The sequence below is a fragment of the Anaeromyxobacter sp. SG64 genome (genome assembly GCF_022690745.1).
GTDB classification, from domain to species: domain Bacteria; phylum Myxococcota; class Myxococcia; order Myxococcales; family Anaeromyxobacteraceae; genus Anaeromyxobacter; species Anaeromyxobacter soli.
The window spans coordinates 1-13780 of record NZ_JALCZB010000110.1 but is presented as its reverse complement, the minus strand read 5'-3'; the positions used below and the strand labels follow the sequence as shown (position 1 = coordinate 13780).

The 13780-nt window shown below is 74.3% G+C and carries 12 protein-coding genes; 9 read left to right on the top strand and 3 right to left on the bottom strand.

All coding sequences use genetic code 11. The annotated features are described in order from the left end of the window. The 9 genes from MNZ29_RS21195 to MNZ29_RS21155 form a co-directional block, all read left to right on the top strand. Positions 1-352: hypothetical protein (locus tag MNZ29_RS21195; protein ID WP_242356626.1), on the top strand; the 352-nt coding region annotated here is incomplete at its 5' end. A gap of 9 nt (positions 353-361) precedes the next feature. After that, a complete protein-coding gene (locus MNZ29_RS21190; RefSeq protein WP_242356625.1) occupies positions 362-2107 on the top strand; it encodes a M14 family zinc carboxypeptidase in 1746 nt (581 codons plus the stop codon). A 231-nt stretch (positions 2108-2338) separates the two neighbouring features. Beyond that, entirely contained in the window at positions 2339-2644 is a 306-nt protein-coding gene (locus MNZ29_RS21185; protein ID WP_242356623.1) for a hypothetical protein, read from the top strand. A gap of 235 nt (positions 2645-2879) precedes the next feature. Then, positions 2880-4592: a cytochrome b/b6 domain-containing protein gene (locus tag MNZ29_RS21180; RefSeq protein WP_242340906.1), complete on the top strand. Its 1713-nt coding sequence runs from the start codon at positions 2880-2882 to the stop codon at positions 4590-4592. A gap of 121 nt (positions 4593-4713) precedes the next feature. Further along, positions 4714-5622 carry a hypothetical protein gene (locus tag MNZ29_RS21175; protein WP_242356621.1) on the top strand — a complete coding sequence of 303 codons (909 nt, stop codon included), beginning with the start codon at positions 4714-4716 and terminating at the stop codon, positions 5620-5622. Continuing rightward, positions 5619-7124, top strand: a complete 1506-nt coding sequence (locus tag MNZ29_RS21170; RefSeq protein WP_242356619.1) for an ATP-binding protein — start codon at positions 5619-5621, stop codon at positions 7122-7124. The genes MNZ29_RS21175 and MNZ29_RS21170 overlap by 4 nt, the downstream gene beginning before the upstream one ends. After that, positions 7121-8494, top strand: coding sequence for a sigma-54 dependent transcriptional regulator (locus MNZ29_RS21165; RefSeq protein ID WP_242356617.1), 1374 nt, complete (start codon positions 7121-7123; stop codon positions 8492-8494). Before MNZ29_RS21170 ends, MNZ29_RS21165 begins: the two co-directional genes overlap by 4 nt. Next, positions 8491-9096 (top strand): GNAT family N-acetyltransferase, encoded by a 606-nt coding sequence (locus MNZ29_RS21160; RefSeq protein ID WP_242356615.1) that lies wholly within the window; start codon positions 8491-8493, stop codon positions 9094-9096. The genes MNZ29_RS21165 and MNZ29_RS21160 overlap by 4 nt, the downstream gene beginning before the upstream one ends. Before the next feature lie 5 nt (positions 9097-9101). Beyond that, the gene (locus MNZ29_RS21155; protein ID WP_242356613.1) at positions 9102-9410 is read left to right on the top strand and encodes a Dabb family protein; all 309 of its coding nucleotides are present in this window, start codon (positions 9102-9104) and stop codon (positions 9408-9410) included. 145 nt (positions 9411-9555) lie between these two features. Here MNZ29_RS21155 and MNZ29_RS21150 read toward each other — a convergent pair whose 3' ends face one another. From MNZ29_RS21150 to MNZ29_RS21140, 3 genes are all read right to left on the bottom strand, one after another. Beyond that, positions 9556-10488 carry a PD-(D/E)XK nuclease family protein gene (locus MNZ29_RS21150; protein ID WP_242356610.1) on the bottom strand — a complete coding sequence of 311 codons (933 nt, stop codon included), beginning with the start codon at positions 10486-10488 and terminating at the stop codon, positions 9556-9558. Positions 10489-10760: 272 nt separating this feature from the next. Beyond that, a complete protein-coding gene (locus tag MNZ29_RS21145; protein WP_242356608.1) occupies positions 10761-12146 on the bottom strand; it encodes an ATP-binding protein in 1386 nt (461 codons plus the stop codon). A 206-nt stretch (positions 12147-12352) separates the two neighbouring features. Next, positions 12353-13780 (bottom strand): pitrilysin family protein (locus tag MNZ29_RS21140; protein WP_242356606.1); only part of this gene is annotated, 1428 nt, incomplete at its 5' end.

The following is a 13780-nucleotide window of genomic DNA, read 5'->3' as shown; positions in this document are numbered from 1 at the left end:
CGGCGCGATCGCCGGGCTCGCACTCGCCTCGCTCCCGGCGCTCGCGGCGGCGGCGTTCGGCGTGCTCGTGTCGGCGGCCGTGCCGGAGAGCGAGGTCGCGCTGGTCGGGTTCGGCCTGTTCGTCGCGACGTTCGCGGCGGTGGTGGGGATGCCCGTCGCGGCGGGCGCGGCGGACCCGTCGCCCGCGGCACGGCGCCGGCGTGTGCACGCGAGCCTCGCGGTGGTCGCGTGTGGGATGTCGCTCTGGATCGTCCTCGTCGGACCCATCCCGGCGGGGCTCGCGGGCGTGCTGCAGGCTTTCTCGGCGGTGGCGCTCGCACTGACAGGCTATCTCGCGCCGCGCTCATTATGATGCGCGGCCATGCCCATCGCCCCCGCGGCGGCCCTCGCGGCCGCGCTCCTCTCCGCAACCGCCCAGGACCTCGTCACCACCGCCGAGCGCACCGCCTTCGAGCGCACCGGCCGCTACGACGAGGCGGTCCGGCTGTGCCGCGACTACGCGCGCGCCTTCCCGCGGCGCGCCCGCTGCGTGGGCTTCGGCGTGACGCCGGAGCGGCGCGAGCTCGTGGCGCTCGTCGCGAGCGCCGACGGCGTCCTCACCCCCTACGCGGCCCGCGCCCGGCGGCGCCCGGTGGTCCTGTTCCAGGGCGCCATCCACGCGGGCGAGCTCGACGGCAAGGACGCGGGCTTCATCCTGCTCCGCGAGCTGCTCCGGAAGGGCGGCGGGCAGCTCGCGGGCGTCACCGCGGTGTTCGTGCCGGTCTTCAACGTCGACGGGCACGAGCGGTTCGGGCCGCTGCAGCGGCCGAACCAGCGCGGGCCGCTCGAGGCGGGCTGGCGCGTGACCGCGGCGAACCTGAACCTGAACCGCGACTACCTGAAGGCGGACGCGCCCGAGACGCGCGCCATGCTCGCGCTCCTGCGCAAGTGGGATCCCATCGTCTACGCGGACCTGCACGTCACCGACGGCGCGCAGTTCCAGCACGACCTCGCCGTGATGGTCGAGCCGCGCTTCGGCTACGCCGCGGCGCTCCGTCCCGAGGGCGCTGCGCTCTCCGAGGCGCTCCTCGCGCGGCTCACCGCCGGCGGCCACCTCCCGGTGGACTTCTACCCCTCCTTCCGCGAGGACGGCGATCCGGCGAGCGGGTTCGCGCAGGGCGTGCCGCCGCCGCACTTCGGCCACGGCTACTGGGCGGCGCAGGACCGCATCGGCATCCTCCTCGAGGCGCACTCGTGGCGTCCCTACGGCGAGCGCGTGAAGGGGGCGGTCGACTTCCTCCGCGCGCTCCTCGAGCTCGCCGCCGAGCGCGGCGCCCGCTGGCGCGCCGCCGCCGAGCGCGCGGATCGCGAGGCGCCGTCGCTCGCCGGGCGCGAGGTCGCGCTCGCCTTCGAGCCCACCGGCGAGCCGACGCCCCTCGCCTTCCGGGGCTACGCCTACGTCCGCGAGCCCTCCGTCGTCACCGGCGCGCCCGTGACCCGCTACGACGAGTCGCGCCCGGAGGTCTGGAACGTGCCGTACCTCGCCGCGCTCCGCCCGGCCGCGAGCGCCGTCCTCCCGAGGGGCGGCTGGGTGGTGCCGGCCGGCTTCGCGGAGCCGGTCGCGGCGAAGCTCGCGGTCCACGGGGTGCGCTTCGAGCGCCTCGGCGGCGCGCGCCCGCCGCGCGAGGTGGAGGTCTTCCGCGCCACGGAGGCGAAGTTCCGCGCCGAGCCGTTCGAGGGGCGCCAGCAGCTCTCGGTGAAGGGCGCGTGGGCCTGCGAGCGGCGGTCGATCGGGGCGGGCGCGCTGTTCGTGCCCGTCGCCCAGCCGCGCGCGCTCGTCGCGGCGCACCTCCTCGAGCCGGCCGCGCCCGACGCGCTCCTCGCCTGGGGGACCTTCAACGCCGCCTTCGAGCGCAAGGAGTACATCGAGGACTACGTGCTCGAGCCGTTCGCCCGCCAGCTGCTCGCGGAGGACGCGGCGGTCCGCGCGGAGTGGGAGCAGCGGCTCGCGGATCCGACGTTCGCGGCGGACCGGCGGGCGCGGAGCGAGTTCTTCTTCCGCCGCCACCCGGCCTGGGACGAGACGTACCGGCGCTATCCGGTGGTGCGGGTGGACGCGCGGCCTTGAGGAGCTGAGGCGGCTCCGGCGCGCCGCGGAACCGCATGATGTGGAGCGCGCAGCGCGATGTCGTCCCGCCCCGGCGGGCTGTCGGGAGAACCCGACGCCGGAGCGCGCAAGCCCGCGAGAGGAGGCGCGGCGATCCTGGCAGCGGTCGTGCAGTAGGGAGCGAGCACGGCGGACGCGACGCGGTGGTGCTCGCCGGAACCTTCCAGACCGCAGCGAACCAGGAGAACCGTCATGCAGAGCAAGACCCCCTCCCTCATCGGCGCCGGACTCGGCCTCGCCCTCTTCCTCGCCGTCGCGCTCCTCCCCTCGATGCTGTACGGCGGCTACGCGGGCGTGCTCCTCGCCGGCGGCATCTTCGGCACGCCGCTCGAGCCGACGTTCCTCGTGCGCGCGCTCATCGTCTTCGGGATCGTGCTCGGCGTGGCCGGCGTGGGCGCGCTGTTCGCGGTGATGGGCGCCGCCGCGGGCGCCGGCGTGGGCGCGCTGACCGGCCTCGCCGTCCGGAAGCCGGCCGCCCAGGAGGCGTCGCCCGAGTAGCTGCGACGCCGATGTGCCGCTCGACCCGTCGCGGGCCCGGGGACCTCTCCGGGCTCGCGGCTTTTCTCGCGGCGGTGTGCGCGAACGCGCAGCCTTTCCCGTTCGGGCCGATTGCGCGCAAGCTTTGCGACCTCCCGGCGATTGATGTCGCGCAAACCCTCGTGATTTCCGGAACATAACCTCAGAATCTGTTTGGGTGCAGGGGCATGTCCGTTGCACCCGCGACCCACCGCCTATGCGAGCCATTCTCCTCTCCTTCGCGCTCCTCCTCGCCTCGACCGCTCGGGCGGAAGAGCCGAAGCTGCCCCAGGGCAGCGACACCTGTCTCCAGTGCCACTCCCCCGGCGGCGACGGCCCCACCGTCCACCCGGACCTCTTCGCCAAGTCCGTCCACGCCCAGAACGGCGTCGGCTGCACGGACTGCCACGCGGGCTACACGGAAGAGCACGCGATGGGCGGCACCCTCCCGCCCCTGTCCGACGCGGAGCAGAAGTTCGTCTCCCGGCTGGAGAAGGCCGCCTGGGCCGACGGCGAGAAGAAGGTGAAGGTCACCTCCCCGCGCGCCTACCTCGCCTGCCAGAACTGCCACACCGAGCAGACCGACGCGTTCGCCGCCTCGGTCCACTCGAAGTGGCAGCGTGAGGACGCGAAGGTCGCGGGTCCCACCTGCGCCTCCTGCCACGGCTCGCTCCACTCCGTGAAGGCGCTGGCGTTCTACGAGCCGAAGTCCGGCGCCCGCCAGCCGGTGCCCGAGGATCGCCGCGCGATGGCGAAGCGCTGCGAGGCCTGCCACGGCAACGAGGAGTTCGCCAAGGAGGCCGGCCTCAACCCCGAGGCGGCGGTCACCTACCACGACTCCATCCACGGCCGCCTCGTCCGCGTCGGCAACACCTTCGCGCCGGTGTGCGTGAGCTGCCACGCGGCGCCCGCGAACCGGGGCGGCACCCACGCGATCGTGGCGAAGACGGACCCGAACTCGATCGTGAACGTGAAGAACCGCAAGGACGCCTGCGCGCGCTGCCACGCCGGCGCCACGGACAGCTTCGCGTCGCTCATCGCCCACAAGACGCCGCAGGAGACGTCCGGGCACCCCGTCCCGCACATCATCCACATCGCGTTCTCGTACCTCACCACGCTCACGCTGCTGTTCTTCGCGTTCCACGTGCTCGTCGACTTCGTCTACGAGCTGCGCCAGCGCATGCGGGCGAAGGGCGGCCACGGCCCCTCCGTCGACGCGGTGCGGAGCGTCATCCGGTTCGACATCCACCAGCGCATCCAGCACTGGCTCATGCTCTCCGGCGTCATCCTGCTCGGCATCACCGGCTGGCCGCTCCGCGGCGCCGGGACGTTCGGCAACGCGCCCATCATCGGGGGCAGGGACGCGGCGCCCTACTCCGAGGCGTTCATGAAGATCTTCGGCGGCGCGGAGGGCGCGGCGATGTGGCACCGCGTCGGCGCCGTCCTCATCATCGCCTCGTCGATCTACCACCTCTTCTACCTGACGTTCCTCGCGGCCCAGAAGCGGCTCCCGCTCTCGATGCTGCCCGGGCCGAAGGACGCCGTCGACATGCGGGACAACATCCTCTTCATGCTCGGCGTGAAGAAGGAGCGGCCCAGGTTCGACCGGTACATGTACCTGGAGAAGTTCGACTACTGGGCCGTGTTCTGGGGCATCGTGATGATGGTGGGCACCGGGTTCATCTTCTGGTTCCCGGCCTTCTTCGCGGCGTGGGCGCCGAGCTGGCTCATCTCCTCCGCCCTCATCATCCACGGCGAGGAGGCGACGCTCGCGATCCTCTTCCTCTTCGTGGTGCACTTCTACAACGTGCACCTGAAGCCCTCGATCTTCCCGATGAACTGGGCCTGGCTGAACGGCCGGATCAGCGTCGAGATGATGAAGCACGAGCATCCGCTGGAGTACGACCGGATGAGCGACGAGCAGAAGTAAGCCGCCCGCCCAGGGAGCGAGCGTCGGGGGGCCGCGCGGGAGACTGCGCGGCCCCCCTCTTTTTCCAGGGCGGCGCGGACGCGCGGATGCGGGACGGGGCGCGCTACAATCGCGCTCCCCCATGAGGCTCTCACGCCCCGCGAAGACGCTGGCCCTCACCCTCGCCGCGCTCGCCGTGGCCGCCCTCGCCGCGGGCGCGTGGCGCTTCAAGCGCTACGTCGACGAGGATCCGCGCCTCTGCGCGACCTGCCACCAGGCGAGCCCGGAGTTCGCGCTCTGGATGGCCGGCACGCACAAGAGCGTCGCCTGCCAGCGCTGCCACCACGCGAAGGCCGAGCAGGGCGTCGCCATGCTGGGCGCGTTCCTCCTCGGGAAGGCGCCGGCGGGGCACGGCGGCGTCGAGATCGGCTCCTGCGCCGAGTGCCACTTCTCGCACGACCCGCGCTGGCCGCAGGTGGGGGGCTCGCGCGGCCACCGGATCCACTACGAGCAGCACCGCATCGCCTGCGTGCGCTGCCACGCCGCGAGCATGCACGGCTTCGAGCCCATCGCCGCGAAGTGCGCCGAGTGCCACCCCGGCCACGCCGTCCGCGTGCAGGGCATGGAAGGGATGCACTGCTTCGCGTGCCACGAGTTCCTCGGCGACGCTCCCGGGCTCCGGCCGACGCGCCGCGACTGCCTCCGCTGCCACACCGCCCAGGGCATCCACGCACCGGTGAAGGAGCACGGCCCGATGGCGATGGTCTGCTCGAGCTGCCACCGGCCGCACGCCCCGCCGGGCGAGACGCTCGTCTCCTGCACGCACTGCCACGACTTCGCCGCGACGCGGCGCGCGGGGCTGCACGCGAACGCCGCCCACGCCCGCTGCGTGGACTGCCACCCGCCGCACACCTGGTCCGCCGAGCCGGCGAGCTGCCAGCGCTGCCACGCGCACGCCAGCTCGCACGCGAACGGAAAGACCTGCACCGCCTGCCACGCCTTCGCCGGCGCGCCGCGGCCCCCGCACCCGCAGGAGGAGGGGGGGCCGTGACCCTCAGGCTCAAGCTCTTCGTCCTCATCGCGGCGGTCATCATCTTCGCGATGAGCGGCGTCACCGCGGTCGCGCTCTGGCGCGAGGTGGTCCGCGGCCAGGAGCTCCTCGCGCGCGAGGGCGTCGCCATCGCGTCCACGGCCGCCACGGCGGGCGCCCACTGGGTGCGGGCCGACGGCGTGGATCCGGGCGGCGAGGCCGCGCTCCCCGCGGTGCTCGAGCGGGTGGTGGCGAGCGCACCGCTCGACCGCGCCTGGATCGTCGACCGCAGGGGCAAGGTCCTCGCCTGCGTCACGCGCACCGAGGAGCCCTGCCCCGAGGGCGTTCCGCCCAGCGAGTTCCAGGTCGCGGAGGCGCCGCTGCAGGCGCTCGGGCGGCTCCTGCGACCGGAGGGGATCGTGGCCTCCGCGCCCATCCTGCGAGGCGGCGCGGTGGTGGGGGCGGTGCGGGTCGACTTCACCCACGAGGAGGTGATCGGCAACGCCCGCAACCTGGCGTGGGGGGCGAGCATCGTCGCCGCCTTCTGGATCTTCGTCGGGCAGCTGCTCGCCGCGATCTTCCTCCGCCGCGTGACCCAGCCGCTCGTGCGGCTGTCCGAGGCGGCCGAGTCGCTCGTCGAGGAGCGCGGCGTGCGCCTCGAGGAGCCTGAGGAGCGCGAGCTCGCCGATCTCGTGCGCGCCTTCAACGACATGTCCCGGCGGCTCGACGACCGCCGCGCCGAGAACCAGCGGCTCATCGCCGAGCTCGAGGAGCGCGTCGCCCAGAAGACCCGCGAGGTGCTGCGCGCGGACCGCCTCGCGACGCTCGGCGGGATCGCCGCGGGCTTCGCCCACGAGATCGGGAACTCCCTGAACGTCATCCGCGGCTACGCGTCGGTGGCGGCCCGCGAGCTCCCGCCAGAGGCGGAGGTGAAGGGCGACGTGGAGGCGATCCGCCGCGAGGTGACGCGCGCGGCCGTGCTCATCGAGCGCTTCCTCGTGTTCGCGCGCGCCCGCACGGTCCACCCCATCGCCCAGCCGGTAGAGCCGATCCTGCGCGAGGCGGTGGAGGTGGTCGGCCCCGCGGCCGCGCAGGCGCGGGTCGAGCGCCTGGTCGAGATCGCGCCGGACCTCCCGGACGTGGTGGCCGACGGGGAGCTGCTCCGCCAGGCGTTCCTGAACCTCTGCGTGAACGCCGTGCAGGCGATGCAGGAGCGCGGGGGCGGCACGCTCGTGGCCCGCGCCCGCCGCGAGGGCGAGGCCGTGGTGGTCGAGGTGGCGGACAGCGGCCCCGGCCTCGAGCGCGACGTCTCGGCGCACGTGTTCGACCCGTTCTTCACCACCAAGGCGAACGGGACCGGCCTCGGCCTCGCCATCGTGCGCCAGGCGGCGGAGGCGCACGGCGGGACCGTCGAGGTCGAGAGCGCGCCCGGGCGCGGCGCGACCTTCCGCATCCGCCTCCCCGCCGCGCCGTCCGAAGCGGCCGTCGCGCTCGCAGGGGACGCCGTGAGAGGAGCGCCGTGAGCAAACCGAACCTCATGGTCATCGACGACCTCGACTCGGCGCGCCAGATGATGAAGCGCACGCTCGGGCGGTCCTACGCCGTGTACGACTTCCCCTCCGTCGCCGAGGCGCTCCCCGCGGTGGAGCGGGCCGAGTTCGACGCGATCGTGACGGACCTGCGCATGCCGGGGCTCGACGGCATCGAGGGGATGCGCCGCTTCAAGGCGAAGGTGCCGGAGATCCCGGTCATCCTCGTCACGGCGTTCGCCACGGTGGAGACCGCGGTCGAGGCGATGAAGGCGGGCGCGTTCGACTACCTCAAGAAGCCGTTCGAGCCGGAGGAGCTCGAGCTCGTCGTCGCCCGCGCCGTGGAGCACGCCCGCATCAAGCGGGAGAACGCGCGGCTCCGGAGCGCCCTCGCCGGCGAGTTCGGCGTGCACGGGATCATCGGGAAGTCGCAGCCGATGAAGGCGCTCGTCGGGATGCTCGAGCGGATCGCCCCCTCCGACGTGCCGATCCTGGTCGAGGGCGAGTCCGGCACCGGCAAGGACCTCCTCGCCCGCGCGGCGCACGCCATGAGCCGGCGCGCGGGCGGGCCCTACGTGGCGCTCAACATGAGCGCCATCCCCGAGAACCTCGCCGAGGCGGAGCTGTTCGGGCACGAGAAGGGCGCCTTCACCGGCGCCGAGCAGGCGCGGGCCGGGTTCTTCGCCGAGGCGGAGGGCGGCACGCTCTTCCTCGACGAGATCGGCCTCCTCCCGCCGGCGCTGCAGCCGAAGCTCCTGCGCGTGCTCCAGGACGGCGAGTACATCCCGGTGGGCAGCCGCAAGCCGCGCAAGGCGAACGTGCGGGTGATCGCTGCGACGAACGAGGACCTCGCCCGGGCCGTGAAGGAGGGGAAGTTCCGCGAGGACCTCTGGTTCCGGCTGCGCGTCGTCCCGCTCCGGCTCCCGCCCCTGCGCGAGCGGCGCGAGGACATCCCGCTCCTCGTCGAGCACTTCGTCGAGAAGCACGCCCTGCGCCTCGGCCGGCCGCCCCTCGCGCCGGACGGCGAGGCGATGCGCGCGCTCCTCGACCACCCCTGGCCCGGCAACATCCGCGAGCTCGAGCACGCGATCGAGCGCGGGCTCCTGCTGGCGCGCGGAGACGCGATCACCCTCGCGGACCTCCCGCCCGAGCTCACCCCGCCCGCAGGCGACGCGGCGGCGGGTGGGGCGGAGGGGCGCTACCGGCGCGCGCGCGACGCGTGGGAGCGGAAGTTCCTCGAGGACCTCCTGCGCGAGGCGGGCGGCAACGTCGCGAAGGCGGCCGAGTCGGCGGGCCTGCACCGCTCCACGCTCTACGAGAAGCTCCAGCGCTACGGGCTCGTGGAGAAGGACACCAAGGCGTGAGCCGGGGCCGCGGCCTCGCCGGCCGCTCGTCGCGACCGCGCGCGCCACGGGCCGCGACGCTCCGGGCCGCGTCCCTCGACGACGCGACCGCCGTCGCGCGGGTCATGCGCTCGGCCGTCCGCGGGCGCGGCGCCGCCGCCTACTCCGACGCCGAGCTCCGCGCCTGGGCGTCGCTGCCGGCGCTGTACCACCGCTGGGCCATGGCGGCCGGCGGCGAGCGCTACGTCGTGGCGGAGCGGGACGGCCTCGTCGTGGGGTACGCGGCGCGGCGCGGCACGGAGCTCACCGCCGTCTTCGTCCTGCCCCGCGCCGCCGGCCGCGGCCTGGGGAGCGCGCTCGTCCAGCACGCCGCGCGCGCCGCTCGCCGTGCGGGCGCGACGCGGCTGCGCGTCCTGGCCGCGCTCGGCGCGGTCCCGTTCTACGAGCGCCTCGGCTTCGCGCGCCGCGGGGACCTCCGCGTCCCCCTCCCCGGCGGCGCCTCGCTCGCCGCGATCCGCATGGAGAAGCGGCTCGACGGGCCGGACGGCCGCGCCGGGAAGCGCGAGCCGAAGCCAGGGAAACGTCCTTCGGATCGAACGCGGGCGCGCCCGCGCGGGAGGTGAACGGGATGGTGAAGCACATCGTGTTCTGGACGCTCAAGGAGCGGGCCGAGGGCGGCTCCCGCGAGGAGAACGCCCGCAGGGTGAAGGCGGCGCTCGAGGGGCTCGCGGGCCGCATCCCCGGGCTCCTCGAGATCGAGGTGGGCATCGACTTCGCGCGCAGCGAGGCGTCCTACGACGTCGCGCTCTACTCCACGTTCGTGGATCGCGCCGCGCTCGACGCCTACCAGGTGCACCCGGAGCACCGCGCCGTCGCCGACCTCATCGCGCGCGTGCGCGAGAAGCGGGCGGTGGTGGACTACGAGGCCCGCGGCTAGAGCGCTGTCATGAGCCGGCGACCGCCGACAGGCGAGGCGCCGGTCGGCCACGGCCCCCGCAACGACGCGTTCTGGTGGGGAGACGAAGCGGTGCTCGAGGGCGGGGCGCTCGCGTTCCGCTGCGGGAGCCGCGCCCCGCGCCCGCCTACATCCGCCCGCACGGACGGCGGAACGGGCAGCGGCGGCAGCCGTCGCGCTCGGCGTGCTGCGGGAACTGGTCGATGAGGGCCTGGTTGCGGGTGGGGTCGGCGAGCACGGCCCGCATCTCCCCGATGGAGTGGCGCATCTCCGCCTGGCACCGCTCCAGCGCGGCCGCGTCGGCGGCGACCGACACCGTGTCGCCGCCCGAGCCGGCGCCGTTCGCGACGAGATAGACGAGCCCGCCCAGCACCTGGTCGGGCGGGGCGCTCCACTTCCGCTGCGCGTAGAGCGCGTAGATCCCCACCTGCGTGTGGTCGACGCCGCGCTCCTTGCCGGTCTTCCAGTCGAGGATCCGCACCCGCCCGTCGGCGTCGCGGTAGGCGAAGTCGATCGCGACCCAGATCTTGGTCCCTTCGAAGCTCCAGGAGTCGAGCTCGTCCACCGAGAGCCACTGCTCGCGCGGCGTGCGGCGGATCTCCTCGAAGGTGGGGCTCGCGTAGAACGCCCGGAGCGCTCCGTCCACGACGCCCTCGTAGAGCCGCTTCCAGTCCTCGCCGGGCACCACGTCGCCGTACTCGTGCTCGACGAGACCGACGATGCGCGACGCCTCTCGCCAGTAGCTCTTCTCGCGCGAGGTCGACCACTGCGCCCGCGCGCGGGCCCGCGTCCGCTCCAGCATCCGGTCCAGGGAGAGGAAGTCGCCGGTCGCGCGCGCCCGCGAGAGCATCTGCTTCAGCGCGTCGTGCACGACCGAGCCGGCCCACTGCCAGCGGGAGGAGAGCTTCTTGAGGACGTAGAGCTCGCGCACCGTCGAGCCCGGCGCCGCCTCCCAGCCGCCCCAGCTCCCGTAGTACGCGTAGTAATAGGCGCGCCGGCACTCCACGAACTTCTCGTGGCGCGACTTCGACCAGGAGAACTCGTTCTGGAGATCGGCCATGGCGGGGTGCGGCGGGCAGGGAGCCCGCCGCCGGCGCAGTCTACTTCGGCACCCCGACAGGCGGGCACTCCTCGGGCGAGGGAGCGAGCGGTTGGTTTCGAACGGGTCGCGAGCGCGGCCCAAATCGCGGTCGCGGTCGCGGTCGCGGTCGCGCGCGTCGCGTCGCGTCGACCGACGCTAGCTCTCGCCCGGCGTCGAGCTCGCGGTCGTCACGGCAGCTGAGATCGCTTTGGGCTCGGGGGTCGGCGTGAACCTCGGCGCCGACCCCCGCGTCACCCCACCCGCGCCTCGGCGAGCGAGAGGCGGACCGCGCGCGGCACCCTCACGACGAAGGTCGTGCCCTGTCCCGGCGCCGACTCGACGTCCACCTGCGCGCCCTGGGCCTCCGTGAGGGTCCGCACCACGAAGAGCCCGAGGCCGACGCTGGAGTGGGCGCCCGGGAGACCGCGCGGCGCCCGCTGGAACGGCTCGAAGATGCTGGCCCGGATCGCGGGATCGAGCCCGGGCCCCTCGTCGCGCACCTCGAGGCGGACCGCGCCGTCCTCGCCGACCGCGCCGACGCGCACGGGCCGGTCGGGATCGCCGTACTTGAGCGCGTTCGACAGCAGGTTCGCGACCACCTGCTCCATGCGATCCGGGTCGAACCGGGCGCGCGTGTCGCCCGCGCGCAACAGCTCGATCCGGTGGCCGCGGGCGTCGGCCAGGTCCTCGGCGACGCGGGTGCAGACGTCGTACAGGTCGGCCTCGCACAGGTGGACCGGGATCTCGGCGCCCGCCTTGGCGCGACTCCAGTCGAGGAGGTCGCGGATGAGCCGCTCCATCCGCCGGCCCGCGGCGGCGATCCGGCGGGCTGCGCGCTTGGCGTCCTCGGGGAGGTCGGTGCGAGCGAGCGCCCACGCCGCGGTGAGGATCCCGGAGAGCGGGTTGCGCAGGTCGTGGCTCACCACCGCGACGATCCGCTGCTGCACCTCGAGCACGCGCGCCCGCTCAGCCTCGTGCGCCTCGCGCGCGCGGATCTCCTGCCGCACCACCCGCGCCGCGCCGAGGACGAACACGAGCAGGAGCCCGTCGAGACCGACGAACACGGCGTTGGAGGTCGTGCGGGTGCGGCGGGCCGAGGCCATCGCGCGGGCGACCTCCGCCTCCTCGCGCATCTCGAGCGCCTCGAGCGCGGCGTGCGCCCGCTCGAGCGGCGGCACCGCCTCGGTGGCGCGCTGCATCCGCGCCTCCTCGAAGCGCCCGGCGTCGGCGAGCGCGAGGGCGCGCCCCTGGCCGTCGACGAGGCGCTTCACGGCGGGGCGGATCTTCCCGAGGTAGACCCCGTCGTCGTCCACGCGCTCGGCGCCGACCGCGTCGGTGAGGTGCTGCACCGCGCCGGGGATCCTTCCCCGCGCGTTCTCGTAGCGGGCGCGGTGCCGGGCGTCGCCGCCCGCGACGTACGCGTCCAGGGCCGCGTCGGAGACGAGCATCGCGGACTCGAGCTCCTCGACCGCGAGCTGCGTGTCCGCGGCCATCTCCGCCGCGACGCTCGCGTCGGTCCTCTTCCCGAGGGTGACGCCGGAGAGCACGCCCGAGGCGACGAGGGAGGCGACCGCCACGGCGAAGCCGAGCGCGACGCGCTTCGGCAACCCGAACCACCGGCCGGTCTTCCCCGCCATCATCGACCTCGCGTGAGGAGAACATCCAACACGTGTACGCGTCCGAGGTCATCGTGTCCCGATGTCGCACCCGAGCGAGCGCGGGCGGATATCGCACCTCGCGAAGAGGGCGAAGAGCGACGCCGCGCGCTCCGACGCGGAACGCGGAGGCCGCTGTGGGACAGCGCGATCCGCGTCGGGGAGCGGCGCGGGGCGCGCCCGCGTCCTCAGCGCGCGCCCGCCGCGCGGGCCGGACGCGTCCCACGCGCCGGGGAGGGGGCGGGGCGTTCATCGACCGGTCCGAGCGGGAGCCCCGCGAGCTGGGGCCGTACGACGGACGGGTTCCCGACCATGACCACCGTCATGCGAGCCGGATCGAGGTAGCGCTGCGCGATCCGCCTGACCGCCTCGGCGTCCACCTTCCGCACCGCGTCGGCGTAGCCGTTCCAGTAGTCGTCGGGCAGCCCGTGCAGGGCGAGCTCCGCGACGCGGGAGGCGATCCCGCCGGCGGTCGCGAAGTCGGCGGGCAGGCCGAGCACCAGCGCGTCCTTCGCGTCGGAGAGCTCCTGCGCCGGGACCGGCTCCTCGCGCATCCGGGCGAGCTCGTGCAGGAGCTCCTTCACGGCCGGGCCGGTGACGTCGGCCTTGACGCTGCCGGCGACGAGGCTCACGCCGGCGAGCTTGCGCGCGTCACCCATGGCGTAGACACCGTAGGTGTAACCCTTCTCCTCGCGCAGGTTGCGGAACAGGCGCGAGGAGGAGCCGCCGCCGAGCACCTGGAAGGCCACCGACGCCGCGACGAAGTCGGGCGAGGAGCGCAGGGCGCCGGGCATCCCGACGAGGAGGTACGTCTGCGGCGCGTCGGGCTTCTCGACGAGGATCGTCCGGTGCGGCGCGGCGGGCGGCGTGGGCGCGAGCCGCCCCGGCGCGCCGCCGCGCTTCCAGCGGCCCAGTGTCGCCTCGAGCAGGGGGCGGAGCTCCGCCTCCGCGACGTCTCCGACCACGACGAGCTCGGCGTTCTCGGGCCGGTAGTTCCGGGCGTGGAACTCGGCGAGGTCGCGCGGGCGGGTCGCCTTCACCGACGCCTCGTTCCCGAGCAGATAGTGGCCGTAGGGCATCGGGCCCCAGAAGATCGGGATGAACGTCTTCGAGGCGATGGGCTGCGGCTGATCCCGCTGCTGGAGGAGCGCCACGAGCCGCTGGTCCTGCAGGCGGTCGAAGTCGCCCCGGGGGAAGGCCGGGTTCATCGTCACGTCGGCGAAGAGCGTGAGGTACTTCGCGAGGTGCTTCGCGAGCACCGCCCCGGACACGGCTGCGGAGTCGGGGCCGGCCGAGGCGTGGATCGACGCTCCGAGGAAGTTCGTCTCGTCCGAGAGCTGGATCGCCGAGCGGGTCTTCGTCCCCTCGGTGAGCATCGCGGCGGTGAAGCTCGCGAGGCCGGGCAGGCGCGCCGGATCGCGCCCCGCGCCGGCGCCCACGAGGAGGTTCATCGCCACCACGGGGAGGCGGCGGTACTCGACGAGGCGCACCTTGAGGCCGTTCGAGAGCGCGAAGTGGCGCTGCGCGGGGAGCTCGAGCTCCGGCGCGCGCCCGAGCGGCGGGACCTGCGAGCGGTCCGGCCCTGCGGGCGCGGGCGCGGCGGCTGCGACGGGCGG